At 72.6% G+C, this 23,997-nt stretch carries 5 protein-coding genes; all 5 read right to left on the reverse strand.

The genetic code is table 11. The features are described 5' to 3' along the window. From H4W31_RS05865 to H4W31_RS44140, 5 genes are read right to left on the reverse strand one after another with little or no spacing between them, the layout of a single operon-like run. Window positions 1-2,430, reverse strand: a complete 2,430-nt coding sequence (locus tag H4W31_RS05865; protein ID WP_192765719.1) for a M28 family peptidase — start codon at window positions 2,428-2,430, stop codon at window positions 1-3. Next, complete coding sequence (locus H4W31_RS05870; RefSeq protein WP_318783040.1) at window positions 2,427-5,579, reverse strand: non-ribosomal peptide synthetase; 3,153 nt, start codon at window positions 5,577-5,579, stop codon at window positions 2,427-2,429. Before H4W31_RS05870 ends, H4W31_RS05865 begins: the two co-directional genes overlap by 4 nt. Further along, on the reverse strand, window positions 5,576-10,987 hold the full coding sequence (locus H4W31_RS05875) for a type I polyketide synthase (RefSeq protein ID WP_192765721.1): 5,412 nt from the start codon (window positions 10,985-10,987) through the stop codon (window positions 5,576-5,578). The genes H4W31_RS05870 and H4W31_RS05875 overlap by 4 nt, the downstream gene beginning before the upstream one ends. Continuing rightward, entirely contained in the window at window positions 10,987-19,419 is an 8,433-nt protein-coding gene (locus H4W31_RS05880) for a non-ribosomal peptide synthetase (RefSeq protein WP_192765722.1), read from the reverse strand. The genes H4W31_RS05875 and H4W31_RS05880 overlap by 1 nt, the downstream gene beginning before the upstream one ends. Next, window positions 19,412-23,977, reverse strand: a complete 4,566-nt coding sequence (locus tag H4W31_RS44140; RefSeq protein WP_192765723.1) for a type I polyketide synthase — start codon at window positions 23,975-23,977, stop codon at window positions 19,412-19,414. Before H4W31_RS44140 ends, H4W31_RS05880 begins: the two co-directional genes overlap by 8 nt. Between the last annotated feature and the right edge of the window lie 20 nt (window positions 23,978-23,997).

Below are 23,997 nucleotides of genomic sequence, written 5' to 3' on the forward strand. Positions count from 1 at the left end.
TCACCACTGGTACGTCCGGCTCGCGAACGCCAGTCCCGAGCCTTCCGCGGCCCAGGTCCGGTCGGCCGGCAGCGGCCGGTCCAGCGCCTGCGCGGGGATGGCCGGCGCCTGGGCCAGGGCTAGCACACGTACCGGGCCGTCCGCCCGCACACGCAGGCTCACCTCGAACCCGGCATCGGGCGGGGCGGCGACCATGACGCCCCACTTCCACACCGCCGGCGCCAGGGGCACGTTACGCCCGCTGCTCAGGGCACCGCCGCCCGTCGGCAGCCCGGCGATGGTGGCGTCGAGGACCGTCGCCGACGAGGTGTCCAGGTACAACGCGAGCAGGATCGGCCGACCCGATTCGGCGGACACCTGGAGGCGTAGCCGCCGCAGAGTCCCGTCGCGCTCGTCGCCGACGGACCGCACGACCGGGCGGGGCAAGGCCGCCACGGTCGGTGCGTCGCCCACGCGATATCCGCCCGCCGGCCCCCACAGGTTCGGAAACCGATCGGTCACCGGCATCCGGCGCGCGGTCACGTAGTGGCCGACCCAGCGGTCCGGGTCGGCGTCCGCGGACATCCACTGCGCTTGCCCGGTGTCGGCGTCCAAGGCATACATCAGGCTTACCGGAAGCGGATGCGCCGGATCGAACCGGTCGACCGCCGCGCCGACGCTCATCAGGAGCACCCCGGCCAGCGCCAAGGTCGCCGTCAGGATGCGGGCGCGCCGGAGCACCGGCTTCACATCCACCGCGAACAGCACACCGACCAGCAGCGGGACCGTCATCAGCGGGGCGGCGGCAGTGCCCAACCCGACGGTCCGCAGCAGCACCGGCAGCAGCGGCGCCAGGAGGAGGACCAGCGGCAGTGCCGACGACGCCAGGAGAACCGGCCGCCACGGCGCGATGCCGGGCAGCCTCGCGGCGGCCGCGAGCCCGGCCGCTCCGGTCAGCGCCGCCCAGGTGAACAGGTACGCCGCGCCGGGCACGCTCACCGCGGTCAGCAGCGCGGCGGCCGACAGCCAGACCAGCAGGCCGGCTGCGGCCTCGGTGGCCGTGACCCGGCGGCGGACCAGCACCAGCCACACCCAGGCGACTGCGGCGGCGAGCACGACCAGGCCGGTGGAAGTCGCAGCGGTGCGATAGGGATCGCCGTACAGGAACCGGCCGTATTCCGGTTTGGCGAAATCGAGCAACCTCCAGGTCGCCCAGCCGACTGCCCCGGCGGCGACCATGGCCAGCGGGAACGTGGCCGCTGCCACCCCGGCACCACGCAGCCCCAGTGCTCGACGACGCCGGGCGTACCAGCAGGCAGCAACGGTGGCCGCCACCGCGAGAGCGGCCAGCGGCAGCACCATACCGGCCGGATAGCGCACCAACCACGGGCCGATGCTGAACCAGGTCGCCTCGCCCGAGGAGGCCACTCCGGACAACCGCCTGTCCCCCAGTTCCCGGGTGGCGGCCAGGACGGTGTCCCCCATGTCCTGAACGCTGCCCCGGTCGACAGTGGCGAGATTGTCCTGGGCCGTGTGGTACCGCGCGCTGCCACCGATCACCGCGAAGTTCATGCCGGCGTACCCGGCGGTCTTGAATTGGGTGAAGTCGGTGTCGTTGGGTAGCCGCCGGTAGACCTCGGCGGAGAACGAGGTAGCCATTGGCACCCGGCCGCTCAGCGCGCCCACCACACCGCCGCTGCCCGGGCCGGTCTCGAACATGACCACCCGGCCGCTGGTACCCCTGGCCTCCAGGTTGAGCACCACCGTGTCGCGGGGCGTTCCGGGCGGCCGGTCGCGCAGTAACGCCCCCGCACCGAGCTGACCGAACTCCTCGCTGTCGGTGAAGACGAGCGTGACGTCGTTGCGCAGCCCGGGGCCCTGGCGCAGCGCCCGGGCAATCTCCAGCAGGGCGGCCACGTTCCGGCCGTCGTCGGAGGCCCCGTGGCTGATCGCTGTCGAATCGGTGTGCGCCATGAGCACCACACGCCCGCGGGCGCCGGTGCCGGCGCCGGTGCCCGGGACGGTCGCCACCACGTTGTGGACTCGCCCGGCGAGATCGGCCCAGCCGTCGGCAGCCCGGTGCGCCATCGTGTCCTGCTCCTCGGGGCGCAGCCCCAGCGCGGTCAGCTGAGCGATGACGTACCCCCGCACCGCGTCGGCCTCGTCGGTGCCCGAGGGATGCGGTGCCCGGCCGATCCGCACCAGGTGCTGGTAGGCGCGGTCGGCGGAGAACTGGTCGGCCGCCGCGTCGGCACCGGCCGCTGACGGTACGGAGGTCGACCAGAACCCGATCAGGAGTGCGATCGCCACCAGAACGGCACCCGCCGTGAACGCCGGAAGATGCGACCGCGCCGCCGACCGGACAGCACCCGCCGCGCGGTCCGGCCGCGCGGCCGGCGGTACGGGCGCTTCGGGGGTCAGCTCGTCCGCCCCACCCATCAGCCCGGTCACCGTGCCTCCTGCGATCGCAGCCGCGCCACCAGGCTTGCCACCTCACGCACGGTGCGGTAGTTGAACAACTCGTCCGCTCCGATCTCGCGATCCAGTTCCGTCTCCAACCGGGAAGCCAGCCGCAGCGCCCGCAACGAGTCGCCGCCAAGTGCGAAGAAGTCGTCGTCCGGTCCGACCTCGGGCACCTCCAGCACCTCCTGGAAGAGCTTGGTGATCTGAGCGAGCGGCACGTCGTCCTGGTCCGCGGCGGGCGCGGCGCCAGGCCCGGACACCGCCGTCCGGGCCGGCGGATCGGGCAGCGCGAGCAGGTCCGTTTTTCCCGCGAGAGTCATCGGCAACTCATCCAGGGCCACAAAGGAATCCGGGATCATGTACGTCGGCAGCAGCCGGCGCAGAGCCGCCCGCAACTCGTCGGGGGTGGGCGGCGCGGCCGGGTCGGCGGCGACCGTGTACGCCACGAGCCGATCGCCGCGGACCGTCACCGCTGCTCCCCGTACCGCCGGATGACGGAGCAGCACACTCTCGATCTCGCCCGGCTCGATCCGATACCCGTTGAGCTTGAGCTGCCGGTCGATGCGGCCGAGCACCTCGACCCGGCCGTCGGGCAGGTAGCGTGCGTGGTCGCCGGTTCGGTACATCCGCCCTCCCGTGCTAAACGGGTCGGCCACGAAACGCTCGTTGGTCAGCTCCGGCCGGCGCCAGTAGCCCTCGGCCACTCCGGCAGCACCGATGCACAGCTCGCCGACGCACCCGTGGGGTACCGGACGGCCGGCCCGGTCGAGCACGTACAGCACGGTGTTGGAGATCGGGCGGCCGACACTGACCCGGGTGGTATCGGCCCGGATCTCCTCGACGCTGGAGTAGACGGTGGTCTCGGTGGGGCCGTACATGTTCCACACCGACGCACCGCGGGCGGCGAGCGGCGCCGCGAGGTCCGGCGGAAACGCCTCACCGCAGCTGTAGAGCCGGGGCCGTGTCTCGCCCTGCCAGCCGGACTCGATCAGGATCCGGTACCGCGACGGTGTGGCCTGCAGAGCCGTGATCCCGTGTGCGCGGATGTACCGATCGAGTTCCCGGCCGGACAGGCCGAGCGCACTACCGCCCACGTGCACGGTCGCGCCGACCGCCAGCGGTACCAGCAGTTCGGCGAGCGAAGTGTCGAAGGTGAGCGTGGTCAGCGCGAGGAACCGGTCGTCCGGGCCGAGCCCCGGATGACGGCGGGCCAGGCTGTCGACGAGGTTGGCCAGCGCGAGGCGTCCGATCGACACACCCTTCGGCCGGCCGGTGGAGCCCGAGGTGTAGATCACGTAGGCGAGGGCGCCCTCGACACGCCGCGGCGGCACCCCGCCCGGTGACTCGGGGTGGTCGAGCCATGCCTCGTCGGACAGGTCCAAGGTCGGACCGGTCCAGCCGGCCGTGGCCGACGCACCGGTGGTGTCGATCAGTACCAGGCTCGGGTCGGCGTCGTCGAGGATGTACCGGCTGCGCTCGGCGGGGTGGGTGGGATCGAGGGGAACGAAGGCGGCACCGGCGCGGGCGATGCCCAGCAGTGCCGTCACCAGGTCGGCCCGTCGGCCGAGGCAGATGCCGACTCGATCGCCGGGGCCGACCCCCGCGCGGGTCAGCCCGGCCGCCAACGCGTCGGCACGATCGTTCAGCGCCCGGTAGGTCAGCACGGTCCGCTCGTCGACCACCGCGGGATGATCCGGCCGGGCGGCCACCGCGTCGTCGATCAGGGTGGCCAGACTCGCCCGGGGTTCGGTGCGATCGACGAGGCTGCCGTTCCAGTCGTCCAGCAGCCGCGACCGCGCTACCGACGGCAGGTCGAACACGGCCGACACGGCTTGGCCGGGGTCGGCCGCGAGCCGGCGCAGCGCGGTTTCAAGGTGCAGCAGCAGCGCTTCGGGCTCGCCGTCGCCGAACTTCGCCGCATCCACCACCAACTGCAATCGCATGACGGAACCGAGCCGGACCACAAGGGTGATCGGATAGTTGGTGCGGGTTTCGTACCGCACGTCGGTGACCAGCGGTCGCCGGCCGCGGGACCCGGAAGTGTCCTCGCCGAGGGTGGCTGGATCGGGGTAGTTCTCGAACGCGAGAACCGCCTCGAACAGAGCGCTACCCGGCTCGACGCCGGCCCACCGCTGGATGTCGGTGAGTGGGGTGTGCTGGTGCTCGAGAACACGATGCCGGCCGGCGGCGTGATGGGTCAGCCAGGCGTGTGCCGGCTCGGCGTGCGTCAGCCGGACACGGACCGGGATGGTGGTGATGAACAATCCGACCATTTCGTTCGACCGTGGTATCGCGGCCGGCCGGCCGGCCGTCGTGACCCCCACGACCACGTCGTCCCGATCGCAGTAGCGGCCCAACGTGCCGGCCAGGGCGGCCTCCATCAGGCTTCCCAGCGTGGTGGAAGCGGCGACGGAGAGGGCACGCAGGCCGCCGATCACCTCGGCCGGCAGCTCGGTGACGACCGTGTGATACCGGCTGGAGGGGCGGCCGCCGGGACCGAACCCGGGCAGGGTGAGGCTCGCCGGTTCCCGGTAACCCTCCAGGTACGCGGTCCAGAATGCCTGGTCGGCGGAACCGTCACGGCGGTGCAGCCAGGATATGTACTCCCGGTACGGTGGCGGCGCCGGACGGTCGGTGACGATGCTGCCGTCCCCGGCGAGCGCCGCCGTGACCTCGGCCAGCAACAACGCCGACGACCAGCCGTCGAGCAGCAGGTGATGGTAGGCCCAGGCGATCAGGTAGCCGTCCGGCAATTGGAGTACGGCCAGGCGCATCAGCGGCGGCCGGGTGAGGTCGAACGGCTGCGAGCGCAGCTGGGCCAGCGTCGCCTCGACCACGGCGGCTCGGTCGGCCTCCGGCAGTCCACGCAGATCGTGGTGTTCCACCGGAAGGTCGGCCCGGGTCAGCACCACCTGCTGCGGGGTGCTGATATCGGCGGAGACAAATGCCGTGCGCAGCACGGGGTGCCGGTTGACGGCAGCTTGCCACGCCTGGAAGAACCGGGACACCGACAGCTCGCCCTGGATCCCAAAGGTGGTCAACTCCACATAAAGGCCCTGCTCAGCCGCGGTCAGCGTATGAAACAGCATGCCTTCCTGGGTGGGTGAAAGGGGATAGATGTCTTCAACGTTCGTCACTGTTCTTCCCCTCTGGCGTCGAACAGGGCCAGCACCCGGGCCACGTCGGACGGGTCGAGGTCCGTGTCCGGAAAATCTCCGCGGGCCGCGGCCCGGGCCTCGGTGTCTTCCCCGTCCGGCACGACCGCATCGGGCCGCGGGAGATCGGCTGCCGGCGGCCGGCTGGCACGCACGTGCGCGGCAAGCCGTGCGACCGTCGGCGCCGCGAATATGTCGCCCGGCGAGACGGCGATCCCGATCTTCTGCAGTTCCGCGGCGATCTGCACAATCAGCAGCGAGTCGCCGCCAAGCTCGAAGATGCTGTCGTCCGGCCCCGCCTGGGGTACGCCCAGCAGCCTGACCCACACCTGCGCGATGGCCCGCTCGAGTGCGCCGGCATCGGACACATCGATGCCCGGCCGGTCGACGGCAGCCACGCCGGACACCTCCGCGCCGGACAGGTCGGCGCCGGTGTTCTCGGCGGCCGACAGCCGCGGGGTGACCAGGATGTGCGGTAGGTGCCGATTGGCCAGGACGATGTCGAAAGCCCGACGGCCCTCGGCCGTACCGATCCCTTCGCGGCCTGCCGGATGGTCCCGCCCGGGTACCGGAACCCGGCCGTGCGATGGTGCCGGCCGCAGCACGAACCCCTTGACCTCGACAGCCACCAGCCCGTCCGGGTCGGTGAAAGTGACGTCGGCGACCACGCTGTCGCCGGTGTCCTCGTGCCGCACCACCCGGGCGTATCCGGCCGCGGGCAGGTCCCGGTACACGACGATCCGGCGGTACGCGGCCGGCAGGTAGTCCGCCTGCCCGGCGGCGGCCGCGCCCGTCGCCACGTCGAACAGCGCCGGGTGCAGCGGATGCGCTTCGAGATCGTCGCCGAATTCGTTGGGCAGTTCGAGCCGGAGCAACGCCTCCCGCTCGCCCTGCCACCGCCCGGTCAGGCATCTCCACCGGGGACCGGTCTGCACCGCGTCCACGCCGGACCCACCCGTCCCGGCGTCCTCGACCGATCGGAGAGATGGCGACAGGGCGGCGACATCCACGGCCGGCTCGACGGTCTCCTCGCCGCGATACGGGCCGATGCGGCCACTCGCGGCCACCCGTTCACCGGCGATCTCCCAGTCGTACGCGCCGTCGGCGGCAGGCCTCAACCGCAGCACGATCGCCGGATCCTCGGTGTCGGAAACCGGCAGCGGACCGGCGAACACGGCGTCCAGGTACACCGGCGCCGGGCCGTGGAGCAGCCGGTGGCCGGCCAGCGCCAGCTCCAGCAGGGCGGTGCCGGGCAGCACGGACTCGTCCCGCAGCCGGTGTTCGCCGGCCAGCCAGCGAGTGTGCCGGCCCCACCGCACCAGCAGGTCGAAGCCGCCCCCGGCGGTCGGCTGGCGGCTGGCGAACAGCGGGTGTTCCAGCCGCGCTCCCTGCGCGCCGTGGCGCACCGCCATGCCGGTCTGCGACCAACGGTCCCAGCCGATGGCCACCGTACGCTCGCCCAGGTGGGCGAAGCTGTCGAGGAACGCGTTCGCGGCGGTGTACGCGGCCTGCCCGACCGCGCCGGTGGTCGCGAGCACCGAGGAGCACAACACCACGTAGTCCGGCTGATCGGCCGCTGTCAGAAGGTGGAGCAGCAGCGTACCGGTCACCTTCGGGGCGAGGACCCGGGCCAGCTGATCGTCGGTGCGCCGGGCGATCACCACGCCGTCGGGTACCCCGGCGGCGTGCACCACCCCGGCGATGCGCCCGAAGCGGGCACGGGCCACGTCGAGCGCGGCGGACAACTCCGCGGCATCGGTGACGTCGGCCTGCACCAGGCAGACGACGGTGCCGGCGGCGGCGAACCGCGCAAGCCTGGAGGCCAGCTCGGGCGGGCAGGACGCCGGGACGGCGCCCGGTGGGCGGACGGTGTGCCACGCCGGCCCGTCCGGCACCGGACCCCGGGTGAGCAGCAGCAGCGTCCGGCCCGGTTGCGTGGCGAGCTGCTCGGCGAGGGCGAGGCCCATCCCGCCCAGTCCACCGGTGATCACGTGCACGCCGCCGGCCGGGATCACCGGCACCGTCCCGGCCGCGTCCCCGGCCCCGGTCTGCCCGGTAGCCAGGGAGGGCCGGCTCGCACGGGGCACCAGGCGACGGCGACCCCGCACGGCCACCAGCGGGTCGGCGCCGCCACGCAGCTCGGCCAGCAACGCCTCGGCCGCCCGGGCGAGCGTGCGCGGAGTCCGATCGGCGAGGTCGAGGTCGACCGCCGCGAGCCGTAGGTTCGGCGACTCGAGAGGCACCACCCGGACCGCTCCCAGTACCGTGGCGGCCTGCGGGGTACGCGGTGGTTGCCCACCGATGCCATGCGCGGACTCGGTGGCCACCACGGTGCGCACCGGCCTGCCGGGCAGGACCTCGGCGATGGCGCGGTGCAGCGACAGCAGGCCACCGACCGCGTTCAGTGCCTCACCGGCGACCTCGGCCACGGCCGGATCCCCTGCCACGGGTAGCGAGGCGAAGCCGGCGGCTCGGCAGTCGATCACTGCGTCCGGCGTCTCCCCCCGCGCGACGAAGCGGGCGAGCAATACCGCGCACCATTGCGAGTCCATCACCGGGGCGTGCGGCTCGACGGTCAGCACGCTGACATCGAGCCGGCGCAACAGGTCGACCACGTGGGGTCCCAGCGCAGGCCGGTCGGACCGCCCGGTGTCCAGGAGCACCAGCACGCGCTCGGGCAAGGCACCCGGACCCGCCGGTGGGGTGGGTGCCCAGTCGACCACATGAAGCCAGCCCGGTACGGCGTCGCCGGATGAGTACGCCGGCACCACGGGTGCCCGGCCCGGACGTGGTTCCCGGGTCGGGCGGAACCAGTGCCGGGTCGGCTCGAAGGGGTACGTGGGCAGCGAGACCCGTCGCCGGCCGGACCGGTCGCCAAGTGCCGTCCACTCCACCTCGACACCCCGCTGCCACAGGCGGGCGAGGCTGGAGTACCGCGCGGGCGGGCCATCCGCGGTCGGCGGGTCGAGTGAGGCCAGCAGCGACAGGTCCGACCGGCCACCACGAGCCCTCCCGGGCAGCGACCGGGCCGGCCCGATCTCGACGAGGGCGTCCGCTTCGATCGCGGCCAGCGCGTCCGAATACCGGACGGTCCGCCGCAGCTGCGCCGCCCAGTAGCTGGGCGAGGCGGCCTCGGCGTCGGAGAGCAGCCGACCGGTGACCGTGGAGATCACGGGGACGGTGGCCGGTCCGGTGGCGACGCCCGCAACCAGCTCCGCGAACCGGTCCGTGATGAGGTCGACGTGCCGGGAGTGGAAGGCGTGCCGGGTAGCCAGTCGTCGGGTCGCCACGCCGCGCCCGGCGAGTTGCTCGGCCAGCCCGTGAACGTCGGCCGGAGCGCCGGCCAGCACGCACCGGTCGGGGGCGTTGACCGCAGCGAGGTCGATCCCGTCCGACATCGCGCCGCTCGTGTCTAGAAACTCGCGCACGGCCGCCTCGGACAGGGGTACCGCCAGCATCGCCCCGGGCGGCAAGGTCGCGGTGAGCCGGCCCCGCTCGGCCACCAGGCGGGCCGCGTCGGGCAGGGTGAAGATCCCGGCCAGGCAGGCGGCGGCGAACTCGCCGATGCTGTGCCCCACCAGTGCGACCGGGCGCACCCCCAGGGCTGTCCACCAGCAGGCGAGTGCGTATTCCAGGGTGAACAGTGCGGGCTGCGCCTGCTCGGTGCGGTCGAAGCCGCCCGCGTGTCCGGGGTCGAGGAGCAGTTTGCGCAGCGGAGCGTCGGTCCACGGGCGTAGCGCCTCGAGGCACCGTTCGACGGCATCGCGGAACAACGGTTCGTCCTGATAGAGGTCCGCGGCCAGCCCGGGATGCCCGTGGCCCTGCCCGGCGAAGGAGAAGGCCACCTCTGGCGGGGCGTCGCCTCGAATCGCTGTGGCATCCCACCGGCCGTCGCCGGCCCGAACCAGGACGGGCCGCCGCCAGGGGTGGCTGCGCCGGCCCACCTGGAGCGTGAATGCCACGTCGCCGAGTGCCGGGCTCTTCGGCGCCTGCAGCGCGCCACGCATCCTGTCGGTCAGCCGGTCGAGTGCCGCCGGTGTCCGTGCCGACAGCGGCAACACCTGCCAGCCGGAGCCGCCAGAGCGCCGGCCCTCGGGCGGCGCCGACGGCGAATCACCCAGGACTACATGGGCATTCGTACCACCCACGCCGAAGGCGCTGACTCCGGCCACCCGGGTGCCGTCCGGTCCCGGCCACTCGGTCGCCTCGGTCAGCACCCGGAACGACGCCTCGCCGACGGTCGGCCGGGGCTGCCGGACGCCGGGCATGCCCACGAGCGTGCGGTGTTGGAGACACAAGACGGTTTTGATCAGTCCGGCCATGCCGGCGCAGGTGTCAAGATGACCGACATTGGACTTGACCGAACCGAGCACCCGCATCGGATTCGGGGCATCCGCGAAGACCTGGCGCAGTGCGGCCAATTCGATCTCGTCGCCGAGCGGGGTGGCCGTGCCGTGCGCCTCCAGGTACGACACCTGTGCCGGACCCACACCCGCCACCGACTGCGCCGCGGCGATCACCCTGGCCTGTCCGGCGGCCGACGGTGCGGTGAACCCGACCTTCCGGCCGCCGTCGTTGTTGATCGCCGAGCCGAGCACCACCGCACGTACCGTGTCGCCGTCGGCCAGCGCGTCGGCCAGACGTTTCAGGACCACGGCCCCGACGCCGCTGCCGAACACGGTGCCGCTGGCGGCCACGTCGAACGGCCGGCAGTGGCCGTCCGGGGAGAGGATGCCGCCGTCGGAGTAGGTATAGCCGAGCCCCTGGAACACCCCGGCCGACACGGCCCCCGCCAGAGCGAGCTCACACTCCCCGCTGAGCACCGCCTCCGCGGCCAGGTGCAGCGCGACCAACGCCGACGAACACGCCGACTGCACGCTCATCGCCGGGCCGGTCAACCCCAGCAGGTACGCGGCCCGAGTGGCGAGATAGTCCTTGTCACTTGACGCCAGCCACTGCACGTCGCCCCGGTCGGTCAGCTCGTCCGCGTGTGGCAGCACCTCGTGAACGAGGTACGAGTTGAACCCCGCTGCCGCGTAGACACCCACGTCGCCGCGGAGCCGTCCGGGCACCTGCCCCGCGTCTTCCAGGGCGGCCACCGCGCATTCCAGGAACACCCGGTGCTGCGGATCCATCAGATGGGCGTCGCGCGGTGGGATGCCGAAGTAGGCCGCGTCGAAGCGGTCCAAGCCGTCGAGCACCCCACCGGCCGGGACGAACCGCTGGTCGTCCAGCCGCTCCGCGGGTACCCCGAGAGCCGCCAACTCCTCACGGGTCCGGACCGTGATACCTTCCCGGCCCGCCACCAGGTTCCGCCAGAACTCGTCCGCGTCGGCTGCTCCGGGGAACCGGCACGCGAGCCCGATGATGGCGACCGTGTCGTCATTCATCAGGCGTCCGAATCCCCGCGGGCCGCGCGCCGCCGTTGACGATGTGCCGCGCGCCGGTCAGGCTGCGGATCGCCCGTGACACCTGTGGACGTCGCCGGTGCCGCCGCGGTGGCCGGGGACGCGTCGAGCAACTCGGCCAGGTGCCGGATGGTCGGCTGGGCGAACATCTCCACCATCGGCAGTTCCCGGCCGAATTCCTCGGCGATGCGCCGCTGTGCCCGCACCAGATGAATCGAGTTCGCGCCGGACTCGAAGAGGTTGGCGTCCACGTCGATGGGAAGTCCGTCCATCACCTCCCGCCACAACGCCGCCAGCCGATCTATCGTGGGTCGTCGCGGCTCGCCGGCCGCGGTGTAAGTCCCGGATACCGGCACTGCGGCGGGTGGTGAGGCGGCCGGCCCGGGCGACTGCGCACGGAGCGCTGCCCGGTCGACCTTGCCGTTGGCCGACAGCGGCAACGCCTCGATCTCCCGGATCTGTTGCGGCACGAGGTAGGCCGGCAGCCTTTCGGCAAGCTCGGCCTGCAAGCGCTCGGGCAATGACCGCCGGGCGGACGCGGGTTGCGCCGGTCGTCCGGCCAGCAGCGTGTACAGCACGGTCTGGTTCTCCTCCAGCCCAAACGCCTCCCGCAGCGGGGGTGCGTAGACGTCACCGATCGGGCACAACGCCACGTCCACCTCGGCCGACCGCTGTCTCAGCAGCTGTGCCATGGCGCCAGCCTCCAGCAGACAGAACCGCTCGCTCAGCGCCCCGTAGACCGGCTCGATCACGGTATTGCGGGCGATCAGGAAGACACCGAACCCGCAGGCTGCCACCAGCGCCCGGTTGGCCTCGCTGAACAGCCTCGGATCGAGGGGGCCACGATCGGTGCCATCGGCGCCGACCGCGACCAGGGAGGCGTCGGACGGGTCCAGGTAGTACGTTCCCGCGGCAAGCCCGCTGACGCCCCCCGGTGCTATCGCGACATACGTCTGTACCGGGTACAACCCGCCCGCCGAGCCGTAGCCGTAGCGCGGCACCCCGTCCTGATCCTGTCGGGTCAGCACCGTCAGCAGCGCCGCAAGCCCGGTGGCGGCCACCGGACCCGCTCCGAATGCGACGGCGGTGCTCCCGCGGGGCGCCGCGCCGGCCGGGTGGCCGGCGTCCACGGACAGCGACGTCCGTGCCGCCGAAGACAGGTCGGTACGTCGGCCCGGCTGGCGCAGCCGCAGGTCCAGGGCGCGGAGCCGGTCGCCGTCGACGGCCGGGCCGCCGGACGCGCGATCGGGGACCACGTACGCGACCAGACGGGCCGCCGGTCCGGTGCCCTCGACCACCGCCGCCGCCTCCCGTACCCCTGCGGCCCGGCTCAGGGCCCCCTCGACCTCGCCGAGCTCGATACGCATTCCGCGCACCTTGACCTGGGAGTCCTCGCGGCCGAGAAACTCCAGGTTGCCGTCGGGCAGCAGCCGGGCGAGATCGCCGGTGCGGTAGAGGCGCTCGCCGGAAGCCGGATGTACCGGAAAGGCGAGCTCGGTGAGTTCCGGCGCGTTGCGGTATTCCATGGCCAGGCCGACCCCGGCGATGTACAACTCCCCCGGCACCCACCAGGGACGGCGGTGGAACTCCGCGTTCAGCACGACCATCCGCTGATTGCGCATTGGCCGCCCGTACGGGATGCTCGGCCGCTCCGGATCGACGTGCTCGATGGGATGCAGCACCGACCAGATCGACGCCTCGGTGGCGCCGCCCAGGCTGATCACCGCGGCCTTCGGGGCCGCCGACCGGATCGTGTCCGGCATCGTCACCGGGATCCAGTCACCGCTGAGCAACACCAGCCGCAGCCGGTCCAGCCGGGTCGCCGGGTTGCCACGGCCGTACGCCAGCAGCATTTCCATGAGCGCCGGCACCGAGTTCCACACCGTGACGTCGTGCTCGTCGATCAGTCGTGACCAGGCCGCCGGATCGCGCTCCTCACCCTGCCCCGCGAGCACGAGGGTGGCACCGGCGGCGAGGGTGCCGAACACGTCCCAGACGGAGAGGTCGAACCCGAGAGCCGACAGACCGAAGACCCGATCGTCGGGACCGAGCCCGAATCGACCGTCGATGTCCGTCACCGTGTTGAGCGCGCCCCGGTGATCGATCAACACCCCCTTGGGCTCGCCGGTGGAGCCGGAGGTGTAAATGACGTACGCGGGATCGCCGGGGGCGGTCGCCACCGGCTGCGACGGGGGCTCGTCGGCTGTCTTGAGGGCGTCGGCGAATCGCACCACCGCCAGCCCGTCCGGTACCCGGGATTCGGGGTCGGTACCGGGCGGCGCCACCACCGCCATGGCCCCGGAGTGTCGCAACGACCGGGCCAGCCGGGGCGCCGGGAGATCGGTGTCCAGCGGGAGATACACGGCGCCGGCCCGCAGCACGCCGATCACGGCGGCCACCTGCTCCCAGCCGCGGTTGGTCAGCACGCCGACGACGTCGCCGGGGCGCACCCCGGCCCGCGCGACCGCGTGGGCCACCCGTGCCGAGGCGTCGGCGAGCTCGCCGTAGTTGACATCGCCGGTTGCGGAGACGACCGCGAGGTGTCCGGGGGTACGCGCCGCCTGCGCCAGGAACGGCTCGTGCAGCAACCCGTCGGGAATCGGCCCGGCGGTGTCGTTGAGCGCGTCGAACGCGGTGGCGTGCGCGGGTGGCAGCAGTTCCCGGCTGGTTTCCCGCCAGGCCGCTTCGTCGGCGGCCAGTTCCTCGAGCAGCCGCACGTACGCGCCGAACATGTCGTCCAGCAGCCCGTCAGGGAACAGGGCATCGACGCTGTCCCAGGTCAGCCGGAGCCGTCCGCCGTCCTCGGCGATCTGATGGTCCAGCCACACCTGTGGGGTCTGCGTGATGGTGTGCACCACGCGCGCGTTCAACTGGTCGAGGATCTCCTCGGCGGCACTCCCGCCGGCGCCGGGCGCGCCCAGTTCGCTCGTGAAAACGACCGGCATGGCGGCGAGCGTGACGCCGCGTCGCCGCGCCAGCTCGCCGGCCACCCACACTCCGCTGACCAGCCGGTGCTCCAGGTCCTCCCACAGCTGCCGACCGACCGCGTGGGCGCGGTCGAGGAAGCTGCCCGCGGTCGCCGAGGCGATCTCCAGAAGCGTCAGCGCGGTGAAGTCGCCCACCAGCTCGGGCAGGTCGGGGTGGTCGCCGTCGCGGTTGAACAGGGTGAGGTTGATGGTGAAACGGTCCCGGGCCGACCAGGTTCCCAGCACGGTGGCGTACGCGGTGAGTGCCAGCACCGACGGCGTGATCTGGGCGGCCGCGGCCCGATCCTGGAGCGCCGCCCAGGTCTTCCGCGACAGGTACGCCTCGCGGCGGCGGAACCGGGTGTGGTCGAGATCCTCGGCGCGGCGGGCCAGCGGGAGTGCCGGCGCCGACGGCAACGTGTCCAGCCGGTCGCGCCAGTACGCGAGGTCGCCCTCGTATCCGGGCCCGGCGCGGCGAGTCTGGTCGGCGAGGACATAGTCGCGGAACGAGAGGGCGAGCGGGCGCCCCTCCCGCCGGCCCTGGTAAACGGCCAGCAGTTCGTGCAGCAGTTGCCGCACACTCCCGCCGTCGGCGATGAGGGTGTCCACGCTCAGGTGCAGGCGCGTCCGGATCGGGTCGAGGCGGCTGGCCCGCAACTCGAACAGCGGCCACCGGTCGGCCGGCAGGACCTGATGCGACATCCGCTCCCGCGATGCGGCCAGCCGTGCATCCCGCTCGTCGGCCGGCAGGTCGGACAGGTCATCGACGGCCACCTGGTAGTCGGGAGTCTCCGGCAGGATCCGCTGCCGGCCCTCGTCGTCGACGACCAGGCGCAGAGCGTCGTGCCGGCGGACGAGTTTCTGCCAGGCCGCCGACAGCCGGTCCGGGTCGAGGTTCGGCCCTTCGAGTTCCAGGTACAGGTGACAGGACACGTCACCGCCGACGGTGCCGCTGCGCCCGATCCAGTAGGCCCGCTGCACATCGGTGAGTGGAAAGGGGTCGTGGCGGTGCGCCGGGTCCGGTCGCAGGATCATGTCGTCGTGGTGGTCACCGGCCGCGGTGGAGCGCCCCGCGTCGACCGCGGCCGCGAGTGCGGCCACCGTCGGTGTGCTCAACAGGATCCGTAGCGGCACCTGCACCCCGAACTCTCGCCGAATCGCTGTGACGACCTGGGTGGCCAGCAGCGAGTGGCCACCGAGCAGGAAGAAGTCATCGGCGGTACCGACCCGGTTGACACGCAGAACCTCGCGCCAGATGGCGCAGACCCGCTCCTCGGTGGCCGTCGCCGGTGGCACGTACCCGACGTCCGCAGCCGCGGACTCCGATACCGGGAGCGCGGACCGGTCGACCTTGCCGTTGGCGGTGACCGGCAGCGCATCGAGCACGACGAACCTGGACGGAATCATGTAGCCGGGCAGCTGAGCGGCAAGCCCGTCGCGCAGCTCCGCCGGCGTCGGCGTTCTCCCGGACGGCTCCGCGACCAGATAGGCGGCCAGCCCGGCCCGCTCGGTGCCCAGCCCGTACGGGGTGACCACGCATTGCGCCACACCGGGCAGTCCGGCAAGGGCCGCTTCCACCTCCCCGGTTTCGATGCGGAAGCCCCGGATCTTCACCTGGTGGTCGTCGCGGGACAGGTATTCCACCCGGCCGTCGGCACGGGTCCGAACCACGTCCCCGGTCCGGTAGATCGTCTCGGCCGGATGACTCGAATCGGCGACGAACCGTTCACGGGTGACTTCCGGCCGGCCGAGGTAGCCGGCGCTCACCCCGGCGCCGCCGATGAGGAGCTCGCCGGGGACCCCGACGGGGACCCGCCGCCCGTACGGGTCGACCACCCGCAGCGTCGTACCGGCGATCGGCCTGCCGATGGTGACCGGCGTGGCGGCCGGGTCCACGACGTCGGTGGTCGACCACACCGTGGTTTCGGTCGGGCCGTACATGTTGTGGAGTGACCCGCGCAGGTGCGGGGCGAGCCGGCCGACCAGGTCGGCGTCCAGCGGCTCTCCGCCGAGCAGCAGCTGGCGCAGGTCGCCGAGTGCGCCGGGCTCCCGTTCGGCGAGCAGGGCGCGGGCCAGTGAGGGGGTGCACTGCAGGTGCGTGACGCTGTGTCGGCGGATCAGTTCGGTCAGCTCCACCGGCGGCGCCACCGTGGGCGCCGCGGACGCGGCGGTCACCGCGGCCGCGTGCAGGGCCGCCAACCGCGGCAGTCCGGCGAGGGCGGCGTCGGCCGGCACCCCGAAGTCGACCAGGCAGGCGATCTCGTCGACGCCCGCCTGTGCGAGCCGCTGGACCAGGGGCAGCCGGTCCTCGGCGGTGCCGATCAGCGACGCGTCCCGCAGGTAGCGGTCACATGCGTGGTCGAGCAACGCCTCCTCGTCCTCGGGCGTGAAGTCGGCCGCTCGTACGTCCACTCCGAGCCGGCGAGCCGTGGATTCGATCAGCCCGACCGAGGACCGCAGATACTGCCGGAACGGCTGCCAGGCCACCGAGCGGACATCCGCTCCATCGGCTCCGATGAAGGTGTGCACCATGAGCGTCACGTGTCCGGTGCCCGGGTGGCCTGCGTCCTGCCAGGCCCTCCGGTAGATGTCGATGCGCTCGGCGAGTTCCTCGACGGTCTGACCGAGCAGGTGGGTGAGAAGGCGGGCGCCGATCTGCCCGGCCCGGCGACAGGTCTCCGGATTGCCGGACGAGGTCAGCCAGTACGGCAGCTCCGCCTGCACCGGCCGGGGCAGCACGCCCACCAGCACCTCTTCGCCGTCCGGGCCGGGAAACGGCAGCTTCTCGCCGCGCCACAGCCGTCGTACCTGGTCGATGCTCTCGGCTGTCCTGCGCTGACGGTCGTGGTAGGCGTCGGGGGCGAGGACGAAATCGTTGGCATGCCAGCCGGAGGCGAACGACAGGCCGACCCGGCCGCCGGAGAGGTTGTCGACCACCGCCCAGTCCTCGGCCACGCGGGCCGGATGGTGCAGCGGGGCGACCACGCTGCCCGCGCGGATGCCGACCCGCCGGGTCGCCTGAGCCACCGCGGCGGCCAGCACCGCCGGTGCGGGAAACGGGCCGCCGAACGCATGGAAATGCCGTTCCGGTAGCCACACCGCGCTGAAGCCGGCCTCGTCGGCGACTCGCGCGCCTTCCATGAGCAGCCGGTACCGGTCGGGGCCGGGGCTGCCTTCGGAAGCGTCGCTGGCGAAGTAGAACAAACTGAACTCGGGGGCCCGCACGGCAGCCGGCTCGGCGGTCGGCGCCGGCTCTCGGAGGGTATCCGGGGCGATCACCACGCGGTGACCACGGCTGAGCGTCCACAGCAGCTCGAGGACGGAGATGTCGAACGAGACGCTGGTGACCGCGAGCCAGGTGACGGGTTCCTCGTCGCGGGCCACGAGGTCCATGGCCGCCAGGAATGCGGTGAGGTTGCGCCGCCGGACCACCACGCCCTTGGGCTGGCCGGTGGAGCCCGAGGTGTAGATGACGTACGCGGCCGAGTCCGGATCGACGGCCGCGTCGGCATCGGTGGTGCCCACAGCGGCCAGGTCACGGTCGAGGTCCACGACCCGGGCCAGCGCGGGTATCCGGTCCCTGGTCGGCGCGTGTACCACCACCGCGGCCGGTCGGGCGTCGCCGACCAGGTACGCCAGTCGCGACGGCGGGTAGTCGGAATCGATCGGGAGGTAGGCCGCGCCGCAGCGCAGGATCGCCAGCATCGTGGCCGGCAGGTCGGCGTCGCGGCGCAAGCAGATTCCCACCCGGTCGCCCGGGCCCACCCCCGCCGCGCGCAGCGTCGCGAGCACCCTTTCGCTGCGTGCCGCCAGCTCGCGGTAGGTCAGTGTGGCACGGCCGGGGGTGACCACGGCCGGCGCGTCCGGACGCTCGGCCACCACCCGGGCGAACGCGGCGACGATGTCCTCCGCGGTGTCCGGCAGCGGGCCGCCGTCCTCGACCGGGGCGAGCGCGGCCGTCTCGGCCTCGCAGAGCACCAACAGGTCGGACAGCCGGCGGCCCGAGTCGGCGGTGCCGTCGCGCAACACCCGCACGAACGCGTCGAGCATCGCCCGCACGGTGCCCTCGTCGAACAGGTCGCGACTGTACTCGCACACCCCGGCGGTCCGATCGCCGTCGAGGGCCAGTTCCAGGCTCAGATCCAGCCGGCACAGTCCGTTGTCGAGGTCCACCGGCTCGGTCGACAGGCCGGGCAGGTCGAGGGTTCCGGCAGGCACGTTGCGGTAGCCGAACTGCACCTGGTAGATCGGGGCATGGCTGGTGTCGCGGTCCGGCCTCAGCCGCTGCACCAGCCGCTCGAACGGGACCGTGGCGTGCGCGAAGGCATCCAGTGCGGTGGTTCGCACCCGGTCCAGCAGCTCCGCGAACGTGGGGTCGCCGGTGAGGTTCGTGCGCAGCGGCAGGCTGTTGATGAACATTCCGGCCACGGATTCGACCTCCGGCCGGTCCCGGCCGGCCGTGGGCACCCCCACCACGACATCCTGTTGACCCGAGTGTCGCATCAGGACCGCTTGCCAGGCCGCGAGCGTCACCATGAACGGAGTGGCCCGCTGGTCGCGGGCGAGCGCGGCGACCGCGTCGGTGAGGTCGGCGTCGAGCGTCAACCGCACCCGGGCACCACGGTGACTGGGCACGGCCGGCCGAAGTCGGTCGGTGGCCAGTGCGAGGAGCGCCGGGGCGCCGGCCATCTGCCGGGTCCAGTATTCGAGGTCGGCATCGAGTGCCTCGTCCGTAAGGGTGCGCCGCTGCCAGGCGGCCCAGTCCGCGTACTGCACCGCCAGGGGACCGAGCACGGTGCCGCCGTCGCGCGCGGCCCGATAGCGGGCCGCAAGCTCGCCCATCATGACCGTACGCGACCAGGCGTCACCCACCAGATGATGGTTGACCACCACCAGGAGAGCGTTCCGGTCGTCCGAACGGATCAGCAGTGCCCGGAACAGCGGGCCGTGCTCGAGATCGAACGCGCTGGCAGCCTCCCGCTCGGCCAGTTCCCGAGCGGCCTCCTCCGGTAGGTCGATCACGCGCAGAACCGGCTCGGTACGCGGGAGCACCCGCAGCCGCGGGGTGCCGTCGGCAGGGTCGACAACACTGCGCAGTGCCTGCTGCCGGTCGACCAACCCGTCGAACGCGGTCTCCAGCGCAGCCACGTCGATCGGTCCGGACAACCGCAGCGCCACGTACTCGTTGAACGTCGCCGCCCCCGGGTACAGCTGCTCGAGGAACCACAGCCGTTCCTGACCGAACGACAGCGGCGGCTCGGCACCGCCCTCACCCGGACGCGGGCCGTCCGGGTGAGATCCGTCAGATTGCCGGTCGCCGGAGGGGCGCAGCGGCCCCGCCGGTATCCGGGCGGCGAACTGGGCCCGCTGCTGCGGAGTGAGCTTGGCCAGTCGGTTCCGCTGGCCCTCCAGGCCGGTACCGGCTGGACGGTCCGTGGGACTAGTCATGACGCTCCAGTTCAGCGATGATCTGCTCTTCGATCTCGGCCGCCACGTCGGCGACCCGGCCACCGTCGAAGAAGACCCGGGCGGGTACATCGACGCGGAACTCCGACCGCAGCCGGGCGGCGATCTGGGCGGCCAGCAGAGAGTGCCCGCCGATTTCCAGGAAGCCGTCCTCGACGCCGACGCGTTCCAGCCCGAACATCTCGGCATACACCTCGGCCACCCGCGCCTCGGTGTCGGTACGCGGGGCCACGTACGGGTTGTCGAGATCGGGGCGGGGCAGGGCGACTGTCGGTGGCGCGGCCACGAGCGGTTGCTCGGTCAGTCGCAGCCGGCCGTCCTCGACGCGGGCGCCGGTCCGAACCACCAGCATCCGGCCCACTGGACCAGCCAGCGTGACCTGCAGCGCCCGCTCCGCCTGCCGCTGGGTGAGCGCACCGTCGAGCAGGTGCCTCTGCAGGTTCCGCAGGTCGGCGGGGACCTCCGCCGTACTCGCCATACCGACCTGCGACCACATGTCCCAGTCGATCGCGAACACCTGCCGTTCGTTGCCCGGGTCCACGGCGGCGGCCTCGGCGACCGCCGCCAGGTAGGCGTTCGCGGCGGCGTAGTCGGCCTGGCCGTAGGTGGGGATGACAGTCGCCAACGACGAGCAGAGCACCACCACACCGGCCTCGTCCGGGCGCAACGCGTCGAGCAGGTGGTTCAGACCACTCGTCTTGGGGGCCAGCACACTCGCCATCTCGGCGTCGGTGCGCAGTTCGATCGAGCCGCCACCGGGCAGGCCGGCCGCGTGCACGACGCCGTCGATGCGGCCGAACCGGGCACGGACCTCGTCCAGGGCACGCCACACTGCCGTCGGGTCGGTGATGTCGGCCTGGACGGTGATGACCTCGGCCCCGGTCTCCCTCAGTGTCCGCAGGGCCACGGCTGCCGGATCCGTATCGGCCGGGCCGGGCGCCGGACGGCGCTGCAGCAGCGCGATCCGGGCCCCGGCGGTGCGGGCGAGGTGGTGAGCCAGCGTGCGGCCGATCCCGCCAAGGCCGCCGGTGATCAGTACGGTGCCGCCGCGCGGCAACCGGGCCAACGCGGAACGGTCCCCCACCGACCGCGTCTGCTGCACCACCCGGGTCAGCATCTCGCCGTTCCGCAGCGCCACCAGCGGCACCTCGGCGCTGAGCGTGACACGCAGCACCGCGTCGACCGCGTCGGCGTCGATGGCCCGGCCCACGGGAAGATCGACCTGAACCGGGTGGAGATTGCGGTATTCCTCCCCCAGCACCATGACCGGGCCGCTCAACAACGCCGCTGCCGGGTCCGGCCGGTCGGCCGGCGTCGCGGCGAACGCGCCGCCCGTCAGCACGCCCAGACGCACATCGTTGACCACGGTCTCCGCGGTCATGGCCCGGACCAGGCGGATCAGCCCGAAGTACGCGTCCGACGGATCCGGCGCCGGGTCGGCGCCGGGCAGACCCCAGGCGTACACGATGGCCGTCGGTGTGCGGACGAGGCCACGGAGATCGGCCAGCAACTTGCTGTACTGCGCCGGGTCGGCCGGATCGATCTCGTACACCCCGCGACGGACCCGGCGGTACTCCTGTCCGGCCCGCACCGAGGTGACCACCTGGCCCAGCGAGGTGAGCCGGTCGACCACCGGCTGCGCACGCTCCGCCGAGTCCATGAAAACCAGCCAGGTGTGTCGGCGGGTGCCGACGACGTCCGGCGACCGCTCCGGCCGCGCCGCCTCGGGCTGCCACACCAGCCGGGCGTACACCGGCTCGTCCGGATCCTCCGCGGTGTCAGCCGGCCCGGCGATCGGTCCGGCGACCGCCTCGCCGGATGGCTCGATCCAGTGTCGGACATGCTCGAAGGGGTACTCCGGCAGCGGCGTCAGCCGGGCGCCGGCGGCGACCGGCTCCCACCGCACGCTGACGCCGTGGGTCCACAGCCCGGCCAGGCAACGCACGCTGCTGCGGGCCTCGTCCGGCTCCGGTTGCCGGTGCCGGCTGGGCAGCGGCGGCGGGGCCAGCCGCACCCGATCACGGTCCTGCCCGCCGACCGCGCGGACCAGATCGGTGAGCACGCTGCCGGGGCCGGACTCCACGAGGACCATACGGTCGTCGAGTTCGGCCGCCGTACGCAGCCCGTCGGCAAAGCGGACCGGCTCGCACAGATGTCGCGCCCAATACTCGGGACTGGTCGCCTGCTGCGCGGTGAGCCAGTCACCGGTCACATTCGACAGCATCGGAATGTTCGGCGCGCTGCGCGGTATCCCGGCGAACAACCGCGTCAGCTCGGCCGCGACCGGTTCGCAGCTCGGGCTGTGGAAGGCGCGGTCGACCGGCAGGCGCAGCGGGCGCAGGCCCCGTTCGGCAAGGTGTCCGGCCGCCCGGTCCAGATCGTCCAGGGCACCGGCGAGCACGGTGGCCGCCGCGCCGTTGACCGCGGCCACCGACAATCCGTGGACGGCGGCCACCTCCCGGGCCGCTTCCTCGCCGAGGCCGACCGCGAGCATCCCGCCGGTCGCCATCCGTTCCATGAGCCGGCCGCGGGTGGCCACCAGCGCGAGCGCGTCCGCCAGCCCGAAGACGCCGGACAGCAGCGCGGCCGAGTACTCGCCGAGGCTGTGCCCGAGCAGCGCGGCCGGACGGACCCCCCAGTGCCCGAGCAGCCGGGCGGTGGCGTAACTCAGAGCAACGACGGCGGGTTGCGCCACCGACGTGCGTGCGCATTCCTCGGCCGAGCGCAGCAGGTCCGGCAGTGGACGGTCAAGGTGTTCCCGCAGGAGTGAGGTGCACTCGTCGAGGGCTTCCCGGAAAACCGGGTGCGCCTCGTACAGAGCCAGGCCGGTACCGGCGGTCAGGGTTCCCTGGCCGGGCAGGAGGAACACCACCGGTGGGTTGCCGTCCAGCGCCCGGGCCGCGACCGAGTCGTCTTTGCTCGGGGCGCGCAGCGCCGCGAGCCCGGTGGCCCGGTCGGCGGCGAGGACGACACGGCGGTGCGGCAGTTCCCGGCGACCGGATCGCAGCGTCCGAGCCACGTCGTCGAGCGGCAGGCCGGGTTCCTCGGCCAGCCGGGCGGCGATACGCCCCCCGAGGGTGTCGAGGGCAGCCGGGGTGCGAGCGGACAGGGGCAGAGCAACCGGCAGTGACGACACCGACGGTGGCGGGACCTCGACGTCGGCGGCCGGCTGCCGGGGCGCCTGCTCGACGATGACGTGGGCGTTGGTGCCACCGATGCCGAAGGCGCTCACGGCGGCGCGCCGTGGTTCGCCGGACACCGGCCACTCGGTCATCCGGGCGGGAACGAAGAACGGGGTGGCATCCAACCCGAGTACCGGATTGGCCGGCTCGGCATGCAGACTCGCGGGGATGCTCCCGTGCCCTACCGTGAGCACAGCCTTGATCAGCCCGGTCACTCCGGCAGCGGTGTCCAGGTGACCGAGGTTGGACTTGACCGAGCCCAGCGCACACCACGGGGCGGCACCCCGGTCCGGGTCGCCGCCCGAGGCGGGCCGGTACGCCTCGGCGAGGGCCGCCACTTCGATCTGATCGCCGATCGCGGTACCGGTACCGTGTCCTTCGACATAGCCGATGGTCTCCGGCCGTACACCGGCCACGGACAGCGCCTCCCGGATCACGGCGGTTTGACCGGCCACTCCGGGCGCGGTGAACCCGGCCCGGGCGGCCGCGTCGTTGTTGACCGCCGACCCGATCACGACCGCATAGATGTGATCCCGGTCGGCCACCGCGTCGGTGAGCCGCTTGAGCACCACCACGCCCGCGCCGTTGCCGAAGACGGTCCCGGCCGCGCCGGCACCGTACGGTTTGCAGTGGCCGTCGGGGGACTCGATGCCGCCGGGCGTGGGCAGGTAGCCGGCCCGCTCGGGCACGGTGACGGCCACGCCGCCTGCCAACGCGAGGTCGCACTCGTGGGTGAGCAGGCTCTGCGCCGCCAGGTGCACCGCCACCAGCGATGTCGAGCAGGCCGTCTGCACGGTAATGGCGGGGCCTCGCAGGTTGAGCTGGTACGCCACCCGGGCGGCGAGTTGGTCGGGCTGGTTGGCCTGGTACATCATCGGGACACCGAGCTTGGCCTGCAGGTCGGTGCGCGGGAGCAGGTTGTGGATGAGGTAGCTGCTGAGCATGGCGCCCGCGTACACGCCGACTGCGCCGGGAGTACGGTCGCTGTCGTAACCGGCGTTCTCCAGAGCCGACCAGGCACATTCGAGGAAGATCCGCTGCTGCGGGTCGATCACCGCCGCCTCGAGCGGGCTGTACCCGAACAGCTGCGCGTCGAAGCCGGCCACGTCGCTGAGCACACCCTTGGCCGCGACGTAGCCCTCGGCATCGGCCAGCGAGTCCGGCACCCCCGTGGCTCGCAATTCCTCCCGGGTGAACCGGCTCACCGCCTCCGTACCGTCCGCGAGCAGATCCCACAGCTCGTCGACGGTGTCCGCGCCCGGAAACCGCCCGGCCATGCCGACGATGGCCACCCGGCCGTCGAGATCATCGTGGTCCTCTTCGACCGGTTCGATGTGCACGGTGCGCTTCTCCTCCACTGCTCGTTCGTCCTCGTGCG

Source organism: Plantactinospora soyae (genome assembly GCF_014874095.1).
Classification (GTDB): Bacteria; Actinomycetota; Actinomycetes; order Mycobacteriales; family Micromonosporaceae; genus Plantactinospora; species Plantactinospora soyae.

Coding starts and splice junctions, on each gene's coding strand:
- H4W31_RS05875 (WP_192765721.1), bottom strand. CDS start 10,987: ATGAATGACGACACGGTCGCCATCATCGGGCTCGCGTGCCGGTTCCCC.
- H4W31_RS05880 (WP_192765722.1), bottom strand. CDS start 19,419: ATGACTAGTCCCACGGACCGTCCAGCCGGTACCGGCCTGGAGGGCCAG.